18 protein-coding genes and 1 pseudogene are annotated in these 23401 nt (G+C 72.1%); 8 read left to right on the top strand and 11 right to left on the bottom strand.

Going from position 1 to position 23401, the window contains the following annotated elements:
* Window positions 1–73 precede the first annotated feature (73 nt).
* Together ABZ793_RS24405 and ABZ793_RS24400 are read right to left on the bottom strand one after the other, a co-directional pair.
* Window positions 74–5119: a hypothetical protein gene (locus tag ABZ793_RS24405; protein WP_357461260.1), complete on the bottom strand. Its 5046-nt coding sequence runs from the start codon at window positions 5117–5119 to the stop codon at window positions 74–76.
* A 5-nt stretch (window positions 5120–5124) separates the two neighbouring features.
* The gene (locus ABZ793_RS24400) at window positions 5125–5982 is read right to left on the bottom strand and encodes a DUF4132 domain-containing protein (protein ID WP_357461257.1); all 858 of its coding nucleotides are present in this window, start codon (window positions 5980–5982) and stop codon (window positions 5125–5127) included.
* A gap of 360 nt (window positions 5983–6342) precedes the next feature.
* Here ABZ793_RS24400 and ABZ793_RS24395 point away from each other — a divergent pair, with 360 nt between their 5' ends.
* The 4 genes from ABZ793_RS24395 (at window position 6343) to ABZ793_RS24380 (ending at window position 9215) form a co-directional block, all read left to right on the top strand.
* Window positions 6343–6624 (top strand): hypothetical protein, encoded by a 282-nt coding sequence (locus tag ABZ793_RS24395; RefSeq protein ID WP_357461255.1) that lies wholly within the window; start codon window positions 6343–6345, stop codon window positions 6622–6624.
* Between the two features lie 215 nt (window positions 6625–6839).
* A complete protein-coding gene (locus tag ABZ793_RS24390) occupies window positions 6840–7487 on the top strand; it encodes a DUF998 domain-containing protein (RefSeq protein WP_357461253.1) in 648 nt (215 codons plus the stop codon).
* Window positions 7488–7536: 49 nt separating this feature from the next.
* Window positions 7537–7908, top strand: coding sequence for a YciI family protein (locus ABZ793_RS24385; RefSeq protein WP_357461250.1), 372 nt, complete (start codon window positions 7537–7539; stop codon window positions 7906–7908).
* A gap of 41 nt (window positions 7909–7949) precedes the next feature.
* Window positions 7950–9215, top strand: a complete 1266-nt coding sequence (locus tag ABZ793_RS24380; protein WP_357461248.1) for an RNA polymerase sigma factor — start codon at window positions 7950–7952, stop codon at window positions 9213–9215.
* Window positions 9216–9532: 317 nt separating this feature from the next.
* Here ABZ793_RS24380 and ABZ793_RS24375 read toward each other — a convergent pair whose 3' ends face one another.
* From ABZ793_RS24375 to ABZ793_RS24360, 4 genes and pseudogenes are all read right to left on the bottom strand, one after another.
* Window positions 9533–9688, bottom strand: coding sequence for a DNA alkylation repair protein (locus tag ABZ793_RS24375; protein ID WP_357461245.1), 156 nt, complete (start codon window positions 9686–9688; stop codon window positions 9533–9535).
* Window positions 9689–9752: 64 nt separating this feature from the next.
* A pseudogene (locus ABZ793_RS24370) lies at window positions 9753–9851 on the bottom strand (DNA alkylation repair protein); the annotation flags it as partial.
* A 145-nt stretch (window positions 9852–9996) separates the two neighbouring features.
* Window positions 9997–10497 carry a GyrI-like domain-containing protein gene (locus ABZ793_RS24365; protein ID WP_357461242.1) on the bottom strand — a complete coding sequence of 167 codons (501 nt, stop codon included), beginning with the start codon at window positions 10495–10497 and terminating at the stop codon, window positions 9997–9999.
* A gap of 30 nt (window positions 10498–10527) precedes the next feature.
* Window positions 10528–11127 carry a TetR family transcriptional regulator C-terminal domain-containing protein gene (locus ABZ793_RS24360; RefSeq protein WP_357461240.1) on the bottom strand — a complete coding sequence of 200 codons (600 nt, stop codon included), beginning with the start codon at window positions 11125–11127 and terminating at the stop codon, window positions 10528–10530.
* A 35-nt stretch (window positions 11128–11162) separates the two neighbouring features.
* Between ABZ793_RS24360 and ABZ793_RS24355 the strand changes: the two genes are divergently transcribed.
* On the top strand, window positions 11163–12029 hold the full coding sequence (locus ABZ793_RS24355) for a hypothetical protein (protein WP_357461238.1): 867 nt from the start codon (window positions 11163–11165) through the stop codon (window positions 12027–12029).
* A gap of 178 nt (window positions 12030–12207) precedes the next feature.
* Here the strand turns inward: ABZ793_RS24355 and ABZ793_RS24350 are convergent, their stop codons facing one another.
* The 3 genes from ABZ793_RS24350 to helR all read right to left on the bottom strand — a co-directional run bounded on the left by ABZ793_RS24350 (window position 12208) and on the right by helR (window position 16254).
* Window positions 12208–12999, bottom strand: a complete 792-nt coding sequence (locus tag ABZ793_RS24350; RefSeq protein ID WP_357461236.1) for an NAD-dependent deacylase — start codon at window positions 12997–12999, stop codon at window positions 12208–12210.
* A gap of 214 nt (window positions 13000–13213) precedes the next feature.
* Window positions 13214–13966 (bottom strand): HEAT repeat domain-containing protein, encoded by a 753-nt coding sequence (locus ABZ793_RS24345; RefSeq protein WP_357461234.1) that lies wholly within the window; start codon window positions 13964–13966, stop codon window positions 13214–13216.
* A 143-nt stretch (window positions 13967–14109) separates the two neighbouring features.
* Complete coding sequence (gene helR / locus ABZ793_RS24340) at window positions 14110–16254, bottom strand: RNA polymerase recycling motor ATPase HelR (RefSeq protein ID WP_357461323.1); 2145 nt, start codon at window positions 16252–16254, stop codon at window positions 14110–14112.
* Between the two features lie 673 nt (window positions 16255–16927).
* Between helR and ABZ793_RS24335 the strand changes: the two genes are divergently transcribed.
* Both ABZ793_RS24335 and ABZ793_RS24330 read left to right on the top strand, forming a co-directional pair.
* Window positions 16928–17728: a GNAT family N-acetyltransferase gene (locus tag ABZ793_RS24335; RefSeq protein WP_357461232.1), complete on the top strand. Its 801-nt coding sequence runs from the start codon at window positions 16928–16930 to the stop codon at window positions 17726–17728.
* Window positions 17729–17955: 227 nt separating this feature from the next.
* Window positions 17956–18789, top strand: coding sequence for a DUF4328 domain-containing protein (locus ABZ793_RS24330; protein WP_357461230.1), 834 nt, complete (start codon window positions 17956–17958; stop codon window positions 18787–18789).
* A 170-nt stretch (window positions 18790–18959) separates the two neighbouring features.
* Here the strand turns inward: ABZ793_RS24330 and ABZ793_RS24325 are convergent, their stop codons facing one another.
* Window positions 18960–19736: an alpha/beta fold hydrolase gene (locus tag ABZ793_RS24325; RefSeq protein WP_357461228.1), complete on the bottom strand. Its 777-nt coding sequence runs from the start codon at window positions 19734–19736 to the stop codon at window positions 18960–18962.
* Window positions 19737–19791: 55 nt separating this feature from the next.
* On the opposite strand from ABZ793_RS24325, the gene ABZ793_RS24320 reads away from it, so the two are divergent.
* Window positions 19792–22842: a BTAD domain-containing putative transcriptional regulator gene (locus ABZ793_RS24320; protein ID WP_357461226.1), complete on the top strand. Its 3051-nt coding sequence runs from the start codon at window positions 19792–19794 to the stop codon at window positions 22840–22842.
* On the opposite strand, the gene ABZ793_RS24315 is transcribed toward ABZ793_RS24320, so the two are convergent.
* Window positions 22839–23390 (bottom strand): dihydrofolate reductase family protein, encoded by a 552-nt coding sequence (locus ABZ793_RS24315; RefSeq protein WP_357461224.1) that lies wholly within the window; start codon window positions 23388–23390, stop codon window positions 22839–22841. The two genes, ABZ793_RS24320 and ABZ793_RS24315, sit on opposite strands and share 4 nt — an antisense overlap.
* Window positions 23391–23401: the final 11 nt, after the last annotated feature.

The following is a 23401-nucleotide window of genomic DNA, read 5'->3' as shown; positions in this document are numbered from 1 at the left end:
CAGGGGTCGGCGGCGGGGTGGTGCCGCGACGGCCTGGTCGGTCGTCGCGGCCGCCACCGCCCTCCGGGTCGGGTCAGCGGCGGGTGCCGCGGGTGGGCAGGTTGTCGAACCGGGGCCGGTCGCCGTCGCGGAGGCGTTGCCAGGCCCGCCGGTAGAGGTCGGCGGCCGGTTCGAACGGCACGGTCACGCCGAGGCCGGCCGTACCGTCGGGCGCGAGGTCGAACAGGGCGACCTTCCAGCCCTCGATCGGTGCCTGCCCGCTGCCGCGCTCCAGCCACGGCCCGGGCAGGAACAGCGACCGGCCGGCCCGGGACCGACTGGCCTCGATGACCAGGTCGGTACCGGCCAGTTCGGCGCGGGCCGCCTTCAGCCGGCTCGGCTTCCAACCGGTCCACTTCGCCGTGTTGCGGTCGGTCGGGTCCGGCATGGCCAGCAGCATCAGGTACACCGCCGCCGCGTCGGCGCCCAGGCCGTGTTCCCCGGCCGCCTCCGCGACCAGGTCGGGCACCGACCGGGTCGGATCCTGCGGCCACCAGGCCCCGTCCGCCGCGCGCGCGCCGCCGTCCGGCTCCCCCGGACCGCCGAGCAGCGCCGCGAACCGCGGGTCACGGACCAGGCGCAGCGCCACCTCCATCGGGTACGGCTTGGCCGCGTCCCGCCGCAGCGCCGGAAGGTACGGGTCCGTCCCGTCGGCGTCGAGCAGGTCCGGCCGCAACGCGGGCGACGGTTGGCTGTCGTAGGTGGACAGGACGATGGCGCCGTACCGTTCCCAGCCAGGACCGGTCTCCGACGGGGTGCCCGCCACCTGTTGGAAGTCGGGCAGGGAGACGTACTGGTCGAGGTCGAGCAGCAGGTCGGGGTTGGCCAGCCGGTCCCGGATCGCGGCCAGCGCGGCCGGCAGCGCGGCCCGGCACGGGTCGCCGGCCGGCGTGTGGTGGGCGACCCAGGCTGCCAGGGCGATCGTGGAGCGCAGCACCTCACCGGTGAAGCCCGCTGCCCGGCCGTCGACCTGCCGGGCCCGGTCGCCCTTGATCTGGAAGGCCAGGTCGGTGCTCAGTTCGACCGAACGGGCCGGGTCGACCAGCGCCGGCAACGCCTTCGCGGGTCCCCAGCCGTGTCGGATCGCGCGCACCGCTTCGGCGAGCAACTGTTCGGGCACCACCACCCGGCGTCCCACGGCGGCGTTCCAGACCGCCGCGGCGGCAGCCACGTCCGGGCCGTCGGCCCACAGCCGAGCCGGGTCGTCCGGCAGCAGCGCCGAGACCACGGCCCGCCGGACCTCCGGGCTGGCCTCGTCCAGCACCCCGAAAGCCAGCTTGACCTCGCCGACCTGCTTGACCCCGAGCGCCCTGCGCAGCTCGGTCGGCACCGTGTTCGACGAGTCCACGTACGGCAGGCCGGCCAGCACCAGCTTCGCGGCAGTGGGGGTGACACCCGTCAGCTCGGCGAACTGCTCGGCCGCTTCCGGCCGCCACGGCAGCGGGCCGCGCGCGGCCCACTCGGTGAGGAAACCGCCCAGCCAGCCGGCCGGCCGTTCGTCACCCACCGGCGCCGAGGACTGCACCGTGTACGGCTCGGGAACGGCGAACACGCCGGCCGGATCGTGGTAAAGCGCCTCAGAGAAGTAGCCGGTGGGCGTGCCGCTGGAGACGAGGACGGCGATGAACGCCCCGTCGGGCAACGGCAGGATGCCCGGCCGGGGGGACCGGCGCGTGCCGTCGGGGTTGTTCAGGTCGTCGTCCAGCAGGTGCAGCCTGAACCGGTGCCACCGGGCCGGTTCGGCCGCCGTGCTCAGGTCGAGCCGGTCCAGCTCCGTGAGCAGGGCGCGCAGCGTCTCCCGGTGCTCGTCGGGGGTGACCGCCGCGACGGCCCGGTAGGCGACGGCCGCGACACCGCCGAGCAGGGACCACCAGTCCAGCGCGGACGGCAGCGACGGTCCGTCGAGGTGCAGCCGTACGGCGGGTTCGCTCCCGGTGGTGCCGGACCGCTGGGCGGCGAACGCCTGGAACTGGGTGAAGGCGCGGACCGAGCGGGTCACCCCGTAGGTTGAGCCACGCAGACCGTCCAGCGCCATGTTGAGCTGCTCGTCGGTGGGTCCGGTCGCGGTGGCCACCGGCGCCACCGCCTTCGGCGCGGACAACGACCTGGTGAGCCGCTCGGTCACCGCGTCCAGGTCGGTGCGCACCCGGGCGGCCAGCCGCAGCAGCCCGGCCACCCCGGCCAGCACCGCGTCGTGGCTGACCGTCGGCAACGTCGAGCGGACCAGCTCGACCAGCGCGTCCTTGTCGTCCGCGTCGGCGGAGGATGGTCCAGTGCTGGAGGCGCCGGCCGGTGTGCCGACCATGGACGCCGGGACGGCGACGGGAAGGCCGGTGATGGCCTGCGTGGCAGCGGTCAACCGGGGTCCGGTCGCCGCCCGGGCTGCGGCCCGCGCGGCCTCCTCGGCCAGGGCGGCGCGGCGTTCGTCGAGGGCGACCTTGAGCAGCACGGCGGCGGTGTCCCGGTCCACCCGGCGCAGTGCGGTGGAGCCGGCCGGGTCCCGGGGCAGCATGTTGCCGAGGAACTTCTGTCCCGGCAGCGGGACCGCGTCGGGGGCGTAGCCCCCACTGCCGGCGGCCGACACCACCCCGTCCGGGTCGACCAGGACGAAATCGTCGAGGACGGCCCGCGGCCGGTCGTCGCCGGGCAGCACCAGCGCCGCGACCGGTTCCTGTCCCGAGGCCACGGTGACGGTACGACCGGCCAGGTCCTCGCCGCGTACCGAGCCGTCCGGCAGGGTGACCACCCGCCAGCCGAGCAGACCGTCCACCGGAACGGCGGCCGGGGTCGCCCGGTCGGACAGGGCTGGCCGCAGCCAGCTGGCCGACTCCTGGAGGTGGCTTCCGTCGACCGGAAGGTCGGCCAGGAACCGGGGCAGGCTACGCCGGCCGTGGGAGTTGCTGACCGCGTCGTACTCGCGCCAGCCGTAGGTGTCGTCATCCTCGCCACGGCGGTAGACCCAGTGTGAGGTGCCGTCGGTGATGACCGGCAGCTCCGCCGGGACAACGGTGTCACCGGCGTGCAACACTCCGCCGCCGGTGGTCCGCCCGCCGCCGGCCAGCGGCAGGCTGATCTCGTTCCGGCGCTCCTGGCTGCCGTGGCGACGGCCGTGGATCGGCTGCGGCTCGCCGGGCGACGAGTGCCAGTAGCCGCGCAGGTCGTAGCCGAGCGCCTCGGAACGCCAGTAGACCAGCAACTGGCCGTCGACGTAGTGGTAGGCGGGCTGGCCCCACATGTCGCCGGCCGGGATACGCAGGTCGTGGCGGAGCACGATGCCCTCGGCGCCGAGCACGCGCACCGTCGTCGGCCCGCCCAGGATCACGTACGGCCAGGCTTCCTGCCGGGTCACCTCGACCTTGTGGTCTCCACCGGTCACCTCCTGCCAGGCCAGCTCCCAGTCCGGCCAGCCCAGCTCGTCGATGATCCCGCCGCGCAGGCTGCGGGCGACGTGTTCGGCGAGGTCGACGTCGAGGGCCTGCCTGAGGTCGCCGCCCTGACCGGGGTCACCGGGCCGGTCGAGGTCGTCGGACACCAGGCGCAGCGCCTCGACCGGGAGACTGCCCAACCAGTCCACCGACTTTGGCAGGTACGGCAGTCCGGTCGCGAACCGGTCGCGGATCCGGGCCCGCAGCCAGTCGGTCAGCGAAGGCCGGATACCCGGCGTCCCGGCCAGCCGGCGCAGGGCGGCCTGCTGGTTGTCGAGCTGGTCGAGGCCGCGGCGCAGGGCCCGGGTGAACCGGTCGTCGCCGGCCACGGCGAGCAGGTCCCGCTCTCCCCCAACCCTGACCCATTGCGCCAGGTCCAGGGCTTCGCGCTCCTTCGGCGGGGCCACTGGCACGTCGAGGGCGAGCAGCAGGTCAAGCAGGTCCAGGTCGCCGTCGGCGGCGAGCGTCTCGCCGCTGTCGGTCAGTTCGGCACGCAGCCGGTCGGCCATCCGCTCGACGAGCGGGTACAGCTCCGGCACCCGTCGGCGGTGGTAGCCGGATTCGGCCCGGTTCACGAAGCGGCGCAGCCAGCCGACGGAGCCGTCCTGCGGGCGGGCCGTGTCCGGCACGTCCGGTTCAAACAGTCCGGCGAGCGCACCGGTGTCGGTCAGCAGGGCCAGCCACGTGACCAGGTTGTCCCGGTCGGCGGGCATCAGGTCGAGCAGGCTGCCGCGGATCGCCGGGTCGCGGCCGGCCAGCGCCGTCACCGCCGGCAGGTGCGCCTTCCACCAGCCGGCCGGCGCCTCGGCGGCCACCGGCAGCCGGAGCAGCTCGGCCAGGTAGGCCGCCTCACGGTCGGCGACGGCGGCGCTGGCCTTGCCAGCGGCCTTGGTGGCGGCCCGGACCAGCCGGTTCACCGCGGTGGCCGACTGCGCGGACGGAACCACGCCGGCAGCCGCGGCCCGCAGCGCCAGCCGGCAGAACCGGTCCAGCGCCTCGTCGGCCGGCAACTGGGCGGACAGCTCTTTCGCGTAGCCGGCCAACGCGGTCGCCGACACCACCTTGGCCGACGCGAACTCCAGGTAGACCTCGTCCAGCCGGTTCAGGTCGACCGGCAGGCCGTGCTGCGCCTCCGCCTTGCGCGCCTTGTTGAACAGCTGCGTCGCGTAGGTGTCCTGCCCGGCGGCCAGGAACACCCGCGCCGCCTGCTCGAAGAACGTCGGCAGGAAGTGCGGCAGCGTACGGGCGAACCGGTCGGCGACGGTCTGGTGCCCGTCCAGGGCGGCCTTCGGCCGCGACCGTACCTGCTTGGCCAGCTTCTGCAACTCCGGCACCACCGCCAACGCGTGCCGGCCGTCCGCCGCGTGGTGCACCAGCACCCACTCCGGGAAGGCCAACGGGCGGCGCGGGGCGAGCCCGACGACGGCCGGCTCGGCACCCGGTGCCAGGCCGAGGAACCCGACGGCGATGTCCTCCCCCTCGCCGAGGGCGGCGTCGACCAGGCGGACCACCGGCCGGTCGTCGAGGGCCGGGTGCCGGTAGGTGCGGGCGGTGAGGGGCACCGCCCGGTCGCCGGCCCCGGCGGTGTCTATCGGCAGCACCGCGCCGGCGGTGAGCAGGCTCTCGGCCGAGTCCTCGCCCGACATGGTCGTCATCCCGGTCACGCCTTCTTCCCCGTTCCGGTCACGGCGCCGGACAGGGCCGTCGCCATCCGCATTCCTTCCGACCAGGCCACCGGCCCGACCTCGGTCAACCGCAGCGTCGGTCCGTCCACGACGGACCAGGAGAGGTTGCCCAGAGTCGCCTCGGAGTCCCAGTAGTCCTCGTCGAACCACATGGCAGCCTCGACCGTGCGTCCGGCCTCCCAGACCCGGCACTTGACCTGCGAGCCGGAGACCCGGAAGCCGAGCGTGGCGGCCCGGGCGGCCAGCCGGTTGGGAACCCTGGTGCCGCGGAAGTCGGTGATCGTGGTGTCCCGGTCCTTCAGGTCGGCGGGCTTGCCCCAGGTGCCCCGGTGCAGTTGCTCGACCCGCTGGGTGACGTCCAGATCGTCGGCGAACTCTCGCAGGTCTGCCAGGTCGGGCAGGCGCACCGGGTGGGGCAGCGTGGCGCTGGCCGGCGAGAGCCGGACGGTCTCCCCGTCGAGGTTGACCACGCGCAGGTCACCGGTGTCGGTGACGTCCCGCAGGAAGCCCGGCTCGGCCGGGTCGTCCCCGAGCACCACGAGGTCACGCAGCGCGTCCCGCCAGGCCGGGTCCGGCCAGACCCGGGCCAGCAGCCCGGTCGGCACCGGCAGCGAGGACACCACCCAGGTGTCGACCCGGGTAAGGCATTCCGCGGTGTGCCGGTCCAGCCACTGGGCGAGCTGGCGCAACCGGTCCACCTCGGGGGTGTCCCGCAGCACCTTCGGCAGAGTCTTCAGTGGACGGCCAGCGGCTCGCGGGCCTGTGGCCCGCGCCGTCACTTTTCCGTCCAGGAGAGAGATCTCGTACGAGTCTCCCACCGGTAGCCAGCCCATCAGGAATACCCTCCGCAGTGGCAAATTAGCCAGATTTCGTGAGGAATCGGCCACGATTGACAACGCAGGGCACGCTAACAGTAGTGACCGACACGACATCGGCCCGGCGGCGGGATACTGGGGGCCAGGGCCGGGCGGGACGAGCAAGACGGACCTGCGGGACTCGCAGGTCCGTCCAGTCCGGGGGCACTGTGAAGGGTCAGGCGTGGCCCGAATAAAAGGCGAAACGGTGACTTAGGTCACAGTAGAGCGTCAGCGGCTGGGTGGCCGGGGTCCTGCCGCCGAGGCCGGCGGCGGTTGATCGAAGCGGGCCGAATTGTCAGCCGAGGCCAGCCCAGTCCAGCAGCTTCGGTTTGCGGCGTGCCGCTCCTCAACGCGGCGATCCGGGAGGACCTGCTCACCGACAACGGTGGCCATCCCTGTCCATGCAACACGCCCATCGCGGGCAAGTCGTACACCGTTCCTGTGGACGCAACCCCGCCCGGTCGCGTCCCGCGGCGTGGGCAGGCGGGCCGCCACATCGGCGAGGATGCGTTCGTGCTCCAGGAGCAAGTTGGTTGTTCCGGATTGGCAGGTATGGGGCGCTTCGGTGCGGTCTTGCCGGAGGGTGTGCGACAAAGCCTGCTCACCGCGTCGGGCTAGAAGCTGATCACGAACGGTGGCGGGAACCCGGCGGCGGGGGGGGTCGGCGTGTGCGCGGCGGGCGCTGCTGGCCCAGCCGCCCAGCACGCCTCCCGCTACGGAACAGCCTACGAGCAGGCAAAACAGGAACTTCAAAAAAATCTTGAAGGCCTTTGTCGAATCCGGGTCACCGCGTTCGAGGCCTAGGTAGAGACCTCGAATGAAGGAGACAGGACATGAACCCGCACTGCACCCCCGCCGTCCGGACCACCAGGTCGCTGCTCGGCTATGGCGTCGTCGCGGGCCCGCTCTTCGTCGTGGTGGCCCTGGCCCAAGCGCTGACCCGGGACGGCTTCGACCTGAGCAAGCACGCGTGGAGCCTGCTCGCCAATGGTGAACTCGGCTGGATACAGATCACCAACTTCATCCTCACCGGCCTGATGACTCTTGCTGCGGCGGTCGGCCTGCGTCGGGCGCTGATGTCCGGACGGGGCCGCACCTGGGCCCCGCTGCTGATCGCCATCTACGGTCTGAGCGTGATCGGGGCCGGCTTCTTCCGCGCCGACCCGGCGCAGGGTTTCCCCGTTGGCACGCCGGAGACCACGACGATCAGCTGGCACGGCATGCTGCACTTCATGGTGGGCGGAGTCGGCTTCCTGTGCCTCATCGCGGCCTGCTTCGTGCTGGCCAGCCGCTTCGCCGGCGACGGGCGACACGGGCTGGCCTGGTTCTCCCGCATCACCGGGGTGGTCTTCCTCGCCGGGTTCGCCGGCATCGCCAGTGGCTCGCATGGCCCCACCACGCTGGCCTTCGTCGCAGCGGTTCTGACCACCTGGGCCTGGATGACCACGGTTTCCGTCCACCTCTACCGCACCGCTGCCTGATACCACCAGTAAACCCAGATACCACCAGCAACAAGGAGAGGACTCGATCATGCGCTACATGGTTCTGCTCAAGGGAAACCAGCCCGCGACCCCGCCGCCGGCGGAACTGATGGACGCCATCATGAAGCTCGGCGCGGAAGCCTCCGCGGCCGGTGTGCTGCTGGACACCGCAGGCCTGGCCCCGAGTGTCGCCGGCGCCCAGGTGCGCCTCTACGGCGGCAAGCTGAGCGTCACCGACGGCCCGTTCGCCGAGGCGAAGGAGACCATCAGCTATGCCCTGTACGAGGTTCGGTCCAGAGAGGAGGCAGTGGAATGGACCTCCCGGTTCGTGAAGCTCCACCGCGACCTGTGGGAGGGCTGGGAAGGCGAGGCCGATGTGCTGAAGGTGTTCGGCCCTGAGGACTTCGGAAGCCCCGCCTGAGGTACGCCCAACGTTCCAGTTGAGTGCGAGGATCGGTAGCTATGACAGCTACCGATCCTCGTCGCGTCGTGGAGGCGGTCTGGCGCATCGAATCCGCCCGGATCATCGCCGGCCTGGCTCGCATCGTCCACGACGTCGGCCTGGCCGAGGAGTTGGCTCAGGACACGTTCGTCATCGCGCTCGAGCAGTGGCCGGTCACCGGCGTTCCGGACCACCCGGGCTCCTGGCTCATGGCGACGGCGAAGCATCGGGCTGTCGACGTGTTACGCCGGCAAAGACGGTACGGGCAGAAGCTTGCCGAAATCGGAAGGGCGACGCCGGACGCGGAGGACCCCGACATTGCCGCGGAGCTCGACGACTACGTCGGCGATGACCTGTTACGGCTCATCTTCACCACCTGCCATCCGGTGCTGTCGGCCGAATCCCGGGCCGCGCTCACCCTCCGGCTGCTCGGCGGGCTCACCACCGACGAGATCGCCCGGGCCTACCTGGTCCCGGAACCCACCGTCGGCCAACGTATCACCAGGGCCAAGCGGACGCTCGCCGACAAGGAGGTGGCGATCGAACTGCCACCACCCGCGGAGGCCGCCGATCGGCTGGCCTCGGTGCTCGAGGTCATCTACCTGATTTTCAACGAGGGTTACGCGGCGACGGCCGGTGACGACTGGATGCGGCCCTCGCTCTGCGAGGAGGCGTTACGACTGGGCCGGATCCTGGCCACGCTGGCGCCGCAGGAGCCGGAGGTGCACGGCCTGGTGGCCCTGATGGAACTCCAGGCGTCGCGCACGCCGGCCCGTACCGGCCCGGACGGGGCCCCGATTCTGTTGCAGGAGCAGAACCGGCGGCGCTGGGATCGGCTACTGATCCGGCGGGGACTGGAGGCGCTCGCCCGCGCCGAAGGCACCTTCGGGCCGTATGTGCTGCAGGCCTCCATTGCGGCCTGCCACGCCCGCGCGACCCGCCCGGAGGAGACCGACTGGAAGCGGATCGCGGCGCTCTACGAGGTGCTGGCCCACGTCTCGCCGTCGCCGGTAGTGGATCTCAACCGGGCGGTGGCGGTCGGCAACGCCTACGGCCCCGCGCGGGGGCTGGAGATCGTCGACCGCTTGGTGTTGCCGAGCTATGCGCTGGTCCCGGCGGTCCGCGGCGACCTGCTAGCCAAACTAGGCCGCACCGCCGAGGCCCGCAACGAGTTCGAACGTGCTGCGGTAATGACCCGCAACGCCCGCCAGCGCAGCCTTTTTGAAGCCCGGGCTGCGGCGCTGGAGTGCGGGGCGCAGCGATCTGAGCTTGAGATTAACCCTTGATCTGCTGCTCAACCTTCCGCGTCGTATCCACTATGGACTTCCTGCCGGCTGGATATGGGGTTCGCGGGGGCCGGGTGCCACCCACGGGACGGCCGGGATCAGGGATGGTCATTTTCGGCCTACTGGCCGGAGTGCACAGATGTCGGCGCAGTATCGAATCCCGGCGGGCCCGACCGGGGTGATCGACCGCCCAGCAGGGATCGTCTTCTCCCGGGGGAGAAGCCGTCCTACCATCGACGCCACGTGAAACATCCGCGACCGTCGTGCAGCACCTGCCGACGTTGTTGCCCGGGATGGTGTTGCCGTGCGGTCGGCGGTCATTGCTGCCGGCGTAGCCGCAGGTAGAGTCGACGTTGTTCGGGCTCGAAATGTTCGATCGCGTACCGCAGCATCACGCGGGGCGTCGTGGCGGCGTGCCGGTCCAGGAACGCGGCCAGCCCGGGCCGGTCGTGTTTGCCGGTCTCCTGGATCATCCTCGCCGACGACCTTGGGGATGAGATCGTGCGGGTCGTGGACAAGGATCTCCGCGATCCGGTAGGTGTCGTCAAGATCGCCGGGGCGGATGAACGGCATCGTGGCGTAGATCGCGATCCGGCGTTCCCACCATCGCTCGGAGCGGGCCAGGTCATAGAGCACGTCACGGGGAAACACGACGCCGGGGACGCCCCATTGAAGACGTCATCGTCGCCGGGTCGGAACTGCCGCCGGGCCGCCTCCTGGTCGACTTGCGAGCCGTAGGCTGCAAGCCGGTCCAGGAAGCACGCCGCGGTCAGGCCGTCGGTCACGCGGGACGGACCGGCTGCACGATCTCGGTACTCCACTCGGTCGGGCTGGGCCAGGCGGACGGGTCCAGCGGTTCGGTCGGGTCGATCCACGTGTAGACCTCCCATGCCGGACCGGCCGGCGTGCGTCGATGCTCGCCGAGCCACGCTTCCAGCCGCGCGTACGCCTCGGCGAGTCGGTCGTGCGCACCGAGGTGCCACGTGCTGACGGCGGTGCCGCCGGGCAGCTCGGTGACGGCGATGCGATCCGTGCCGTCGGCATCGTCACCGACCGGAATGCCGGTCTCCAGGTCGGTCTCGTCGTCGCCGAACGTGTGGTAGCGGACGAACGGCGCGCCGGCCGGTGCGACGCCGGAAGCGCGGAGGTGGCTGATCAGCGACGCGAGCTGCTCGCCCTGGGTCTCGGTCAGCCGAGCCACCGGCACGGTGGCGCGGATGCTCAAGGAACGTTTCGGGTCACGCCGGTGCTCGACAACGTCGGCGGGCTGTTCGGTGGTCATTGGTTCTTCCTCTCCTGGGACGTTCACCGGTCAGGCGGTGGTGCCCGATGGCGTGGTCGAGGTGGCGGCGAGTGCGGCGAGATGCGCCTTGACGACCGCCCGGGCGCGTCGCGGGCTCTCGCCGTGCAGCACCGTGTGCAGGATGAGCCCGTCGACGAGCGCGTACAGCCGTCGCGCTTCCAAGGGACGGTCGACGTCCGGTCCGGCGATCCGTGCGACGAGATTGGTAAAGGCCTGGCGGAGCAGGCGGTGCATCTCGACGCTGAGGAGCCGCAGCGCCGGATCCACCAGCGACTGCGCGGAGAACGCGAGCCACACCTGACACTCAGCCAGTCGGTCGGCATCCAGCGGCAACATCTCGGCGATCGAGCGCTCCACGACCCGGAGCTGGTCACCGGTCACGTCGATCGCCTCGATCCGGGTTTGGATCCGTTCCGCGACGAGCCGCATGGCGAAGACCGTCAACTCCGTCTGCGACGGGAACGAGTGGCGCAATGATCCGGCTGACAGACCGGCCTCCTGCGCGACGTTGCGGACCGATGCGTGCGCCAGGCCGGCGCGTCGGACGACCCGCCAGACTGCCTCGGCCAGCTCGGCACGGCGGGCCTCACTGTCGACGATCTTCGGCATGGCTCTTTCTAACACAGTCGTGTTAACTTGCCAACATGACACAGTCGTACCAAAACGAGCTCGGCCAGATCGGTGTCAGCGCGGCCGTGGAGGTCGTGGTGCTCGCGGCAATCGTCTGGCTGCTCACCCGGCGCGCCGCCGTCGACGTGGCCGCCCGCGCGCCCACGGCACCGGCCGCGCGCCGCGAGCTCCTCGGGCTGATGGCGTACGGGCTGCTGGCCCAACTGCTCGGCGCGGCACTCGGCCACGCGCTGGGGTGGCACCCCATCAGCTTTCACCTCGCCGGCACGCTCATCGGCGGCGAGGAGCATCTCGGCCCGGCCGAAGTGCTCGGCTGGGCCGCGTACAACGCCACCGCCTACGCCGCACTGCCGTACCTGTGGTTCCGTCGTCGATACGACACGACCGCACTGTGTCTGCGAAGCGCGAACCGCCGCCGCGACCTGACCGTCATCGGTGTCGTCCTGGCAATCGAGTCGGTCACCCAACTGCTCGCCCTCAGCTCGGCCGTCCTCACGCTGACGGCGCGACAGACAGCGTCGGGCGTGCCGTTGACCTTCGTCCTCTACCTGCTGGGCACCGGCCTTCCGACACTCGTCTTCGTGCAGGCGCTGGTCGTGCCCAGACTCGCCCGGCTCACCGGACGGGTCGGCGCGGTGACGCTCGGCGGCCTCACCTACGCCGCCCTGCACCTCGGTGACGCGTGGACCAGCTACGCGTCCGCCAAGGACACCGCCGCCTCGATCGGCCTGGTGCTGCTCGTGTACACACTGCCCGGGATGTTCAAGGCGTTCCTCACCGTGCAGACCGGCAACGCCTGGGTGCACCTGTGGGCCTATCACGCCATCGCGCCGCACACTCTGATCGACACCCCACTCATCGTGCGCGTCTTCCGACTGTGACGGCTGCCGCTCGCCGAGGGCGAGACCTCCCGTACCGCGTGTGCCCGCGCCCTGCTGCGAACGGGGGTGGACGACAAGTCCGGCGAGAGCCTGTCCCCTGCCGCTGTCCTGGGACGTCTGGGCACATCTGACCCTCCACCGGCGGCCGATCCGGGAGCCGGCACGATGCCCGCCGCCGCTACTCCTCGCCGGTCTCCTCCCACGCGGCCGCGACCAGGGCCGGTAGAACGTGTGCCGCGGTGCCGCGCAGGTTGATGGCGCAGACCTGGTCGAGTGGGGTCGGCTGCGGATTGACCTGGATCACGGCAGCGCCTGAGCGTGCCGCGACCCGGGGGATCTCGGCGGCCGGGTGGACGACACCGGAGGTGCCGACCGTCAGCAGCACGTCGCAGGCAACGGCCGCTTCGACCGCCGCGGTCAACGCCGCCTCGGGCAGTGGCTCACCGAACCACACCACTCCCGGGCGGACGAGCGCTGCGCAGGACGCGCACCGCGGCGGCGGAATCCGGCGACCTTCGTGCGGCTGCGCGGGCTCGCCGTCCGATGTGCCCTCGAAGGTCGCCGGGTGGGCCGCCGCCGCGACGCAGCGGGGTGCGAACAGGCTGCCGTGCAGATGGATCGGTGCCCGGGTTCCGGCCCGTTCGTGCAGGTCATCGACATTCTGGGTGATGACGGTGCTGCCGAGGACCCGGGTCTGGATGGTGGCGATCGCCAGATGACCGGGGTTGGGTTCGGCTCGGGACACCCGCGCGCGCCGCCACTCGCACCAGCCCCAGACCAGGTCTGGATCGGCGTGGAACGCCTCGGCGGTAGCGAGCCGCTGAGCGTCGAAGCGCGCCCACAGGCCGGTGAGGCCGTCACGAAAGGTGGGCACACCGCTCTCGGCGGAGATGCCGGCGCCGGTGAGGACGACGACACGGCGGGCGCTGCCGAGGAGTTGGGCAGCTCGACGGAGCAGGACACCTTCCATGTGTGGAGATCCTGCCACCACGCCAGGACGACCGGCGTGCAACCGCCTCGCGGCAGACCGGGCCGGTTCGGGCACCAGGACCCCGACCCGGACACCCGGCTGCGGAGTGCGCCAGAGCCGGCGCGCCGCGCCGCCCTCACGTTGGTCGCGCGGGCACTCGCCGATCGCTGCCCGGCTGACCCTTCGAGAGTGCCGGCCGGGTCGACGGTGTCGATCAGTTGTCCGGATCCGCCGCTGTTGAATCGCTGAGCTGTAACCGCTCGCGTAGCCGCCGCGCTTCGCGGCCGCGGTACGCCCGCAGGACGCCTTCCAGGGTGTCGCGTACGTGCGGATCGGGATGATCGGCCAGGTATGCCAACTCCTCTGCACCGCCGCGCCGGCCGCGGCCCAGCTCGCAGAGCACATCGATGATCTCGTCGGCGCTGCTTGCCGCCCGCAACCGCATCATCAGCTCAGCCTTCGGCTTCGGTGGCTCGTCGTAGGGGAACCGGCGCCGCAGCTTGTCCACCTTGTACCCTCCGCGCGGCAGGCAGGATGGGCACGGGCAGGGGCGCCGACCGTGAGCTGCCGGCAGGTACCGCCAACCGACTCCTTGCGGGACGTCACGGATCCGTCGTATCTCGGCGCTCGTGATCGCGCGAGGCACGAACACCTCGTAGCCGCGCGGATCGTCGAGTTCGCGCAGCGCCGCGACCGCCTGGGCGGCGGTAGCCTCGCGCGGTGGGGTGCCGTAGTGCCCGACGGTCACCGGCTCGTCGTCGGGCAGCCGCAGATGCACCCCTACCAGCACCCCCGAGTGCCACCGCCGCAGCTCACGAACCCACTGGTAGGTGAGCGTGTACGACGGCAGCACCGACATGCAGTACACGCCCCGTCCGCCGGCCCGCCCGTGGCTGCGTGCGGCGATTCCCGAGCGCTCGATGCGTCGAGCCGACCGCCTCACGGTGATGTGCACGAACTCCGCCATTGCCGGGGATGGTAGCCGGCCGGCGGGTGGCGACGGTCACGAGTTTTCGGGCGTCCTACGCGATCGGGGCGACCGACAACGTACTCGTCCCGGGTGAGGATCCGCACCGCCCGCGCCCGTTCGGCGGTATGCGGTGGGGAAGATCAGGGGCTCGTGAGGATGACGAGCTGCTGGGTGGCTCGGGTCATCGCGACATAGCGGTCGACCGCTCCTTCGATGCCCTCGCCGAACGCCTCCGGGTCGATGAGGACCACCAGGTCGAACTCAAGCCCCTTCGACAGCTCCGGGGTCAGCGACCGGACGCGGGACGTCGCCCGGAACGTGGGATCGCCGATGACGCAGGCGATCCCCTCGGCGTGCGCGGCGAGCCAGGTGGCGAGGACCGAGTCCAGATCCGCAGCGGATCCGTGTACGACGGGGACGCCGCTGCTGCGGACGGAGGTCGGCACGTTGGCGTCCGGGAGCGCGGCCCGGATGACCGGCTCGGCTTGCGCCATGACCTCTTCCGGCGTCCGGTAGTTGATGGTCAGGGAGGCCACGTTGATCCGGTCGAGCCCGATCCGCTCGAGCCGTTCCTGCCAGGACTCGGTGAATCCGTGCCGGGCCTGGGCGCGGTCCCCGACGATGGTGAAGCTGCGCGACGGGCAGCGCAGCAGCAGCATCTGCCACTCGGCGTCGGTCAGTTCCTGGGCCTCGTCGACGACGATGTGCGCGAACGGGCCGGCGAGCGGGTCCCGATCAGCGCCGGGCAGTCCGGTCCCGTCGACCAGGGCGTCCCGCAGGTCCTGCTGGTGCAGCATCGTCATCAGGCCTTCGCCGTCGTCGTACGCGGCGGATGCGATCAGGTCGTCGACGACCCTGGCCATGTGCTCGCGCTGGACGGCGACGGCGGCGTCGCGCCGATGCCGGCGTCGGGACGCCTCCGGGTCGCCGAGCCGCTGCCGCGCCGCGTCCAGGAGCGGCAGGTCGGACACCGTCCACGCCCGCGCGTCTCCGCGTTGCAGCTTCCGTACGTCGTCGGGGCCGAGCCAGGGAGCGCACTTGCGCAGGTAGGCGGGGACCGACCACAGGTCCGCGACGAGGTCGGCCGGGTCGAGCAGCGGCCAGGCGCGGTGGAAGGTCGTGAGCAACTCCCTGTTGCGTAGCAGCGACCTGCGGACCACGTCATCCGGCTCGTCGCCGTCGTACTTGTCCAGCAGGACGGTGAGCAACTCCGCCCAGATCTCGTCACGTGCCTCGTTGTGCGGGGTACCGGGCCCCGGCGCCTCGAACGCCTCGGCCCAGTCGTCGGCGCTCAGCCAGATGTCGCACTCGTCGGTCGTGACCGTCATCCCCTTGGCCGGCGGCTCCTCGTAGAAACTGACGGCCGCCTCGATCGCCTTCACCAGGTCCGCGGACGACTTCAGCCGGGCCACGTCCGGGTCGGTCTCGACGGTTGCCGCGGCACCCTCGGGGACGAGGTCCCGCAGGGTGCAGGTCTGCACGTCCTCCTCACCGAGGCTGGGAAGGACGTCGGCGACGTAGGCCAGGTAGGGCTCGTGCGGACCGACGAACAGCACGCCGCCCCGGCGGTGACCGAGGCGAGGGTCGGCGTAGAGGAGGTAGGCGGTGCGGTGCAGGGCGACGACGGTCTTCCCCGTGCCCGGACCACCGTCGACGACGAGCGCGCCGCTCGACCCCGCGCGGATGATGGCGTCCTGGTCGGCCTGGATGGTGCCGAGCACGTCGCGCATCCGGGACGACCGGGTGCCGCCCAGGCTCGCGATGAAGGCGGACTGGTCGTCGAGCGCGGCGTGCCCGTCAAGCCCGTCCGAGGTGAACACCTCGTCCCAGTAGTCGCTGATCCGGCCACGGGTCCAGCGATACCTGCGCCGGCTTGCCAGACCCATCGGGTTGGCATGGGTCGCCCCGAAGAACGGCTCCGCCGCCGGGGAACGCCAGTCGAGCAGCAGCCGGCGACCCGCGCCGTCCGTGAGGCCGAATCGTCCGACGTACACGGGCTCGGAGTTGTCCGCGCCGACCATGCGGCCGAGGCACAGGTCCAGACCGAAGCGACGCAGGGCGCGTAGGCGAGCGGTCAGCCGGTAGATCTCCTCGTCCCGGTCCATCGCCCGCCGGCCCATCCCGCCGGGCGCCTTGCGCGCGGCATCGAGGCGGCCGGACAGGTCCGCGATCGACTGCTCGAGGCTCTCCGCGATGGCCGCGAAATGCTGCTCGTCGGCGGCGATCAGCTTCGGGTCGGCCTTGGCGGAGAGGTTGTCGGGAAGGTCAAACGCGCTGGTGGTCAGCGGGTTCACGTCATAGCTCCGATCTGAGGCCGCTTGCAACGATTGCGCGGCAGGGCGTCTGAAGCGGCGTGCCGAACCTGGGGGCCGTGACGAGCAACGCTCCGCCGGACGCGGATCCCGTGGCCGTTGTCGGTCCAGGTCGCCAGAGTTCGCAGGTTTCCGCGCGCGGCCCATACATCGACAACAACACACGCATTCCGCGAATCTCCCATTTCCGTAAGTTCTGGCCTCGGCCGGCAATTCTGCGGCACGACCCGGGTCTTGCCACAAGCCCCGGGGTGCGATATACGTTGGGAGTGGCAGGGAGTGGATATTTCCTTCCTGGATCCCCCTGTGGACGGACACGCCCTTCGTGAAGCGACGGCGCGCCGCGTTGTGGCCTGGTCAACAGACTGATGCAGGCGCGGTTGTCGATGTGTAGGCGGTGGCCGCCGGCGGCGTGTTCGACCGACACCAGCACGACAAAACCCGGGTCGGTGCAGCCCATGCCGCCCGACAGTCACGTACTCGACGGCGCGGAATCCAGGTGCTGCTGGGGCGTGGCGGCGGATAGCTTACGCAAATGAGCGCAATCCCGATCACCGGACCGCACCTACAGTTCCACACCGATCCGGGTGAGTTTCTTGCCGCGGCCGGCGACTACCTGGCCGCCGACCCGGTGGTCAGCACGGTCGTGACCACCGTTGCGCACCGACTGTTGTCGCAGCGCGCCGCCGGGATCGCTCAGCCCGACCGCAATTGGTGGCTGGTGGTCAGGGACGAGTCCGGCGCCGTGGTCGGTGCCGGGATGCGGACGGCGCCGTTCGCACCCTATCCGCCGTTCCTGTTGCCGATGCCCGACGAGGCGGCCGTGGCCCTGGCCCACACGTTGCACGAGCGCGGGGAGCAGGTGCTCGCGGTCAACGGTGCCCTTCCTGCCGCTGAGCTGTGCGCCGCCGAGCTGGCCCGACTCGGCGGTGGCCGAGTCCAGGTCAATCTGCACACGCGGCTGCACGAGCTCGGTGAGCTGGTGTGGCCGGCGCGAGTGCCCGGCGGCTTGGAGGTGGCGACCGAGGACGAACTGGAACTGGTCACGGAGTGGTTTGGCGCGTTCATGGGCGACGCCGACGAACAGGCCGGCCGCCGGCGCGGTGCCAGTGCTGACGAAACACCCGACCGTGCGGAGATGCTGCGCCGGCTACAAGGCGGACAGTTCTGGTTCTGGGTCGACGAGACTGGGCAGCGGGTGCACCTCACCGGCGCCAACCCACCGTCGTTCGGGGTCGCGCGCGTGGGCCCGGTGTACACGCCGCCGGCCCAGCGCGGGCGCGGTTGGGCCAGCAACGCGGTCGCTGAGGTTTCCCGGCGGATCCAGGCCGAAGGTGCCCGGGTGTGCCTGTTCACCGACCAGGCGAACCCGACCTCCAACAGGATCTACGCCACCCTCGGCTACCGGCCTGTGGTCGACATGGCCAACCTGGTCATCATTCGCTGACGTCGAACGCATCGCGGTGTGCACCAGCATCCGGTACGCCCCCTCCACGCCGCGCGACGCGGGGTCACCGTCCGCCGCATGATCGTCTAATCTGCGCGCGTCGCCTCTCGCCGCTTTCCTGGACGGTCACCATGCAATGCCAGACCTGTGGGGACGCCACGTCCCCGGCTTTCAACGAGTGTCAGCGCTGCGGCACGCCGCTCGGTCAGCCGGCAGTCACGCCAGGCGTGCCCACGTACCCCGTCTGGAGCCTGGGCACGGCCGCCGCGACAGCGGTCGGCGCGGCCAGCCTGCTCTACCTGCCGAGCGGGCTGTTCCCCGTGCTCGGCGTCCGGATGGCCCGCACGGCCGCCGAGCGGAGTGACCGCGACCTGCTGCTGGGCGCGGCGGTCGCCGAGGGGCTACTCACCCTGGTCTACCTGCTGGCGATCCTGACCGCCGCGGTGCTGGTGATCATCTGGACGTGGCGGGTGCGGACGAACCTGGCGGCATTCCCGGGAGCCCTGCCGACGCTGAGCCCGGCCTGGGCCATCGCCGGTTGGCTGGTCCCGTTCGCCAACGTCGTCGTGCCGGCCCGGGTGGTGGCCAACGTGGCCCGGGACAGCCTCTGGCGGCGGAACACGCCCGTGCTGGTCGGGGTCTGGTGGACGGCCTGGTTGGTGTTCGTCGTCGGGGACCGGGCCCTCGGTCTCCGCGACGAGCAGCGGTACGGCCGGCTGACCGAGTGGCCCCGCAGCGAGACGGAGTTCGCCACGTACGTCCGCTACTACCAGGAGGCGCTCGGCCCTCGGGTGATCCCCACGGTCGCCTGTCTGGTCGCTGGCGCGTCCTTCATCGTGCTGATCCGCCGGATCTCCGTCGCCCAGCAGGACCGGATCGCGAAAGCAGCTCCGCGCTGGCCCGGGTACCCCGGCGGGGTCGTGCCGGGCGCGCCCTACCCGCTGCCCCCGGGTGCGTCGGCGAACCCGGCGGGATCGATGTCCGGCATGCCGGCCGTGCCGGGTCCGGCCTCAGCGTCACCGCCGGCCCCGCCAGCGGCGGGTGACACGATCGGGGCGTGACGGGACTGGTCCAGCCGGCGGTCGCTGCCATCGCAGCATCTGGCGTCGCCGGCGCACCGGCCGCGCGGGAGTTGCTCGCCGGATCGAACCACCCCGCTGGCCAGTCAGTGGGTGCACGGCACGGACGCGACGCTCCCCGACCCCGGCAACGCCACCCGCCGGGGCCGCCGTTACGCGTCGAGGAACTCGTCGATCATCGGGGCCAACCATTCCGCGCGCTGCGGCAGCATGGTGTGGGTGGTGCCGGGCAGGACCGCCAGCCGGCAGGCCGGCAGGCCCGTCAGGTCACCGACCAGCCCGCCGCCGAGCAGCCGGAACATCTCCACCGCGTGCTCGGGCCGGACGATGTCCGAGTCAGCCAGGACCAGCAGCGTCGGCGCGGCCAGCGCCCGGATCGCCGAGGGCGACCACCGGGGCGGGTCCGCGTCCAGTTGCTTGATCTTGCGTACGAGGGTGGGCCAGGCCGCCGGGTCGGGGGCGGTGCCCACGTACTCGTCGTGGAACTCCGAGCCGTGCAGGTGCTCCGGTTCGAGATGCTGGATGCCGTCCAGCAGCCCCGGATGCAGGCCGGTGGCGTCGAAGCTCACCGAGGCCAGCACCAGACGGCCGACGCGGTGCGCGTGATCGGTGCCCAGCCGCAGCGCCACCGCCGCGCCCAGGCTCCACCCGAACACGTCCGCCACGGCGACGTCGAGATGGTCGAGCAGGGCGACGACGTCGACCGCGAAACCGTCGACCGACAGCGGGCCATCGCTGTCCGCCGTGCGTGCGTGGGCCCGCAACTCGACCGCGACCACGCGCCGGGTCTTCGCCAGCAGCGGCAGGATCGCGCCGAACGAGGTGCCGATGCCGGACAGGGCGCCGTGCAGCAGCACGAGCGGGCGGCCGGGCCCGTCGCCGTGCGACTCGTAGTACATGGACAGACCGTTCACGGGTGCGTACGCCATGGCGTCACCCTGGGCCGCGCCGCTTACGACCCGCTTACCGCGTAGGGTGGCCGGCATGCGTTTCGGCGTCCTCGGGCCGCTCGCCGTTGCCACGGACGCTGGCGCGCCGGTCACGGTGCCGGGCGCCAAGGTGCGGGCGCTGCTGGCCGACCTGCTCGCGCACCGCAACCAGGTGGTCTCCGCCGGCCGGCTCGTCGACGACCTCTGGGGTGACGCCCCGCCCGCCAACGCGGCGGGTGCTCTCCAGGTGCGCGTGTCGCAGCTACGCAAGGCCCTCGACGACGCCGAACCCGGTGCCCGGGACCTGGTCGAGTCCCGCGCGCCCGGGTACGTGCTGCGAACCGACGCGGTGGACGCCGACCGGTTCGTCGCGCTGGCCGCCGAGGACGACGTGGAGAGCCTCACCGAGGCGCTGGGATTGTGGCGGGGCGAGCCGTACGCGGACGTGGCGGACGAGGAGTGGGTGCGCGCCGAGGTCACCCGGCTCGCCGAAGCCCGGCTGGTGGTGCACGAGAAGCTGGCGGCGGCGCGGTTGACCCGGGGCGAGCACGCGCTGGTCGCCGCCGACCTGGCCGAGCTGGTCACCCGCCACCCGCTGCGGGAGGGGCTGCGGGCGCTGCACATGCGGGCCCTGTACGCGTCAGGCCGGCAGTCCGAGGCCCTGGACAGCTACGCCGACCTGCGCCGCCGGCTCGCCGACGAGCTGGGCCTGGACCCCGGCCCGGACCTGGCCGCGCTGCACCGGCGGATCCTGGAGCAGGACATCGCGTTGCGTCCGCCGCCGGCCGCCGCGCGGATCCGCAACAGCATGCCGGCCCGGCTGGACGAGCTGGTCGGCCGCGCCGAGACGCTCGCCGAGCTGCGTGCCCTCGTGCCGGGACAGCGGCTGGTCACGCTGGTCGGTCCCGGTGGGGTCGGCAAGACCCGGCTGGCCACCGAGGTCGCCCGTGAGCAGGCGTACCCCGACGGGGTGCACCTGGTCGACCTGACCGCGTTGCGCCCCGGTGAGACCGGCGTGGCCGACCTGGTGCTGGCCGCGCTCGACGTCCACGAGATCGCGGGAAGCCGCGTCACCGCCGAGGACCATCTGGTGGCGGCGCTGCGGCATCGGCGGACCCTGCTGATGCTGGACAACTGCGAGCACGTGGTCGAGCCGGCCGCCGCGCTGGTCGCCCGGCTGCTGCGGCAGGCACCGGAGGTGACGGTGCTGGCGACCAGCCGGGAACCGCTCGGCCTCGCCGGTGAGCTGCTGTGCGAGGTGCGGCCACTGCCCGTACCCGCCGAGGAGTCGGACCTCGACGCGGTCCGGCGGTCCGCGGCGGCCCGGCTGTTCGCGGCCCGGGCCGCCGCGCAGCAGCGCGGCTTCCACCTGGACGAACGGACCGCGCCGGCCGTCGCGCAGCTCTGCCGCCGCCTGGACGGCCTGCCGCTCGCGCTGGAGCTGGCCGCGAAGCGGGTACGCGCGTTCGGTCTGGCCGGTGTCGTCGAGCGGCTGGACGACCGGTTCCGGCTGCTCGGTACGACGCAGCGGGACGTCCCCGCCCGGCAGCGCACCCTGACCGCGGTGATCGGCTGGAGCTGGGACCTGCTCACCGACCACGAGCGGACGGTCCTGTCCCGGCTCGCCGTGCACGTGGACGGCTGCCCGGCGGAAGCCGCCGAGGCGGTCTGCGACGCCGACGTCGACGTCCTGTCCGGGCTGGTCGACCGGTCGTTGCTGGTGCTGGACGAGTCCGGTGTGGCGCCGCGCTACCGCCTGCTGGAGTCGGTCGCCGCGTACGCCCTCCAGCGCCTGGACCCCGCCGACCCGGTCCGGGCGCGGCACGCCGCGTACTGGACAGGGTGGGCCGAGCGCGCCGACCCGCTGCTGCGCGGCCCCGGCCAGCGCGAGTGGCTGGCCCGCCTGGACGCCGAGAGCGGCAACCTGCGTGCGGCCCTCGCCCACGGCGGCGGCCTGCGCCTGGCCAACGCCCTGACCTGGTACTGGTTCCTCCGTGGACGGCTCACCGAGGCCCACCGGGCCCTGACGCTCGACAGCGACGCCGCGGCTCGCGCCGAGGCGGCCGTGTGGCGGGTCGGGTTCGCGCTGCTGAGGGGTGAGCCGGTCCCGCCCACCGAGGTCGACGCCGCGCTCGCCGGCCACGCCGACGGCCGCGCCACCTGGTTCGTGGCTGCCGCGCTGCTGGCGAACAGCAACCGGACGCGGACCGCCGACCTGCTGGACCGGGCCGTCGCGGCCGGAGACGACCCCTGGGTCGAGGCGGCCGTGTGTCTGACCCGGGCCATGCTCGCCCACGCCGCCAGCGACGTCGCCGCGTTGGAGAGCGCCGGCACCCGTGCCGCCACGCGCTTCGCGGAGCTGGGCGACGACTGGGGCCGGCTGCAGGCGACCGACTGGCTGGGCGGGCTGGCCGAGTTGACCGGCGACCACGAGCGGGCCGCCGCCCTGCACCGCCAGGGCCTGCGCTGGGCCGAGGAGCTGGGGCTGTGGCCGCAGGTAGGGTCCAAGCTGTCCTGGCTGGCCTGGCTCGCCGTGCAGACCCGGGACCACAGCGCGGCGCGGGAACTGGCGGAGCGCGCGTACCGGCTGGCGGTCGAGCAGGACTCGCCGTCCGCGCAGGTCTTCGCCGAACTCAGCCTCGGCATCGCCGCCCGCCGCGACGGCAAGCTCGACGTCGCCACCACCCACCTGGAACGCCTGGTCGCGCAGGGCGGAGAGGACGCGCTGTTCCTGCCGATGGTGCTCTCCGAGCTGGCGTACGCCGTCGCGGAGGAGGGCGACGGCGACCGCGCGTTGGCGCTGCACGCCCGGGCGTTCGACGTGTCCGTCGCCATCGACGCGCCGCGCGACGCCTGCGGCGCGTTGGAGGGGCTCGCGTCGGCGGCCCCGACCCCGCAGGTCGGGGCGCGGATCCTCGGGGCCGCGCACGCCGCCCGGGTCGCGGCGCAGGCGCCGGTCGCCCCGGCCGAGCAGGACGAGATCGACCGTACGACCGAGCGATTGGCCGCGGCGCTCGGTGCGGACGGATTCGCCGCGGCGTACCGGGCCGGGCACGACCTGGGCCCGGGCGAGGCCCGGGCCCTGGTCCAGCCGCTTCCTGCCTAGGCGGCGGCCGGCGTGTAGGTCGCGATGATCACGCCACTCTTCATGACCTTCGTGTCGGTGAGGGTCAGCGTGGTCCGCGCGTCGGACAGCGGCGCCGACACCGAGGGGCCGCCCACGAGGACCGGGTGGATCCAGAACCGCACCTCGTCCACCAGGCCGGCCTTGACCAGGGCGTCGGTGACCACGCCGTAGCCGTACATCAGGATGTCCTTGCCGTCCTGGGCCTTCAGGGCGGTGACCGCCTCGATCAGGTCCCCCTGCAGCACCTCGCTGTTCTTCCACTCCGGGTCGGTGAGGGTGGTCGAGGCGACGTACTTCTTCACGTTGTTGAAGTAGGCGGCGCCGGTGCTCGGGTCGCTCTCGTCCATGTTCGGCCAGGCCGCCGCGAAGCCGTCGTAGGTGCGCCGGCCCATGAGCAGGGCGTCGGCCGCCTCGGTCTGCGCACCGGCGAAGGCGGCGGCCTCGTCGTCGAAGTACGGCATGGTCCACGCCGGGTCCTCGATGACGCCGTCGAGGGTGAGGTAGGTCGAGTTGATGATCCTGCGCATGTCGGGTTCCT

It is taken from the genome of Micromonospora sp. NPDC047465 (genome assembly GCF_040643125.1).
Taxonomy (GTDB): domain Bacteria; phylum Actinomycetota; class Actinomycetes; order Mycobacteriales; family Micromonosporaceae; genus Micromonospora.
The sequence above is the reverse complement of the archived record's forward strand: the minus strand, read 5'-3'. Positions and strand labels throughout refer to the sequence as shown.

Coding starts and splice junctions, on each gene's coding strand:
- ABZ793_RS24405 (WP_357461260.1), bottom strand. CDS start 5,119: ATGACGACCATGTCGGGCGAGGACTCGGCCGAGAGCCTGCTCACCGCC.
- ABZ793_RS24400 (WP_357461257.1), bottom strand. CDS start 5,982: ATGGGCTGGCTACCGGTGGGAGACTCGTACGAGATCTCTCTCCTGGAC.
- ABZ793_RS24390 (WP_357461253.1), top strand. CDS start 6,840: ATGAACCCGCACTGCACCCCCGCCGTCCGGACCACCAGGTCGCTGCTC.
- ABZ793_RS24385 (WP_357461250.1), top strand. CDS start 7,537: ATGCGCTACATGGTTCTGCTCAAGGGAAACCAGCCCGCGACCCCGCCG.
- ABZ793_RS24380 (WP_357461248.1), top strand. CDS start 7,950: ATGACAGCTACCGATCCTCGTCGCGTCGTGGAGGCGGTCTGGCGCATC.
- ABZ793_RS24375 (WP_357461245.1), bottom strand. CDS start 9,688: ATGATCCAGGAGACCGGCAAACACGACCGGCCCGGGCTGGCCGCGTTC.
- ABZ793_RS24365 (WP_357461242.1), bottom strand. CDS start 10,497: ATGACCACCGAACAGCCCGCCGACGTTGTCGAGCACCGGCGTGACCCG.
- ABZ793_RS24360 (WP_357461240.1), bottom strand. CDS start 11,127: ATGCCGAAGATCGTCGACAGTGAGGCCCGCCGTGCCGAGCTGGCCGAG.
- ABZ793_RS24355 (WP_357461238.1), top strand. CDS start 11,163: ATGACACAGTCGTACCAAAACGAGCTCGGCCAGATCGGTGTCAGCGCG.
- ABZ793_RS24350 (WP_357461236.1), bottom strand. CDS start 12,999: ATGGAAGGTGTCCTGCTCCGTCGAGCTGCCCAACTCCTCGGCAGCGCC.
- ABZ793_RS24345 (WP_357461234.1), bottom strand. CDS start 13,966: ATGGCGGAGTTCGTGCACATCACCGTGAGGCGGTCGGCTCGACGCATC.
- ABZ793_RS24325 (WP_357461228.1), bottom strand. CDS start 19,736: ATGGCGTACGCACCCGTGAACGGTCTGTCCATGTACTACGAGTCGCAC.
- ABZ793_RS24320 (WP_357461226.1), top strand. CDS start 19,792: ATGCGTTTCGGCGTCCTCGGGCCGCTCGCCGTTGCCACGGACGCTGGC.
- ABZ793_RS24315 (WP_357461224.1), bottom strand. CDS start 23,390: ATGCGCAGGATCATCAACTCGACCTACCTCACCCTCGACGGCGTCATC.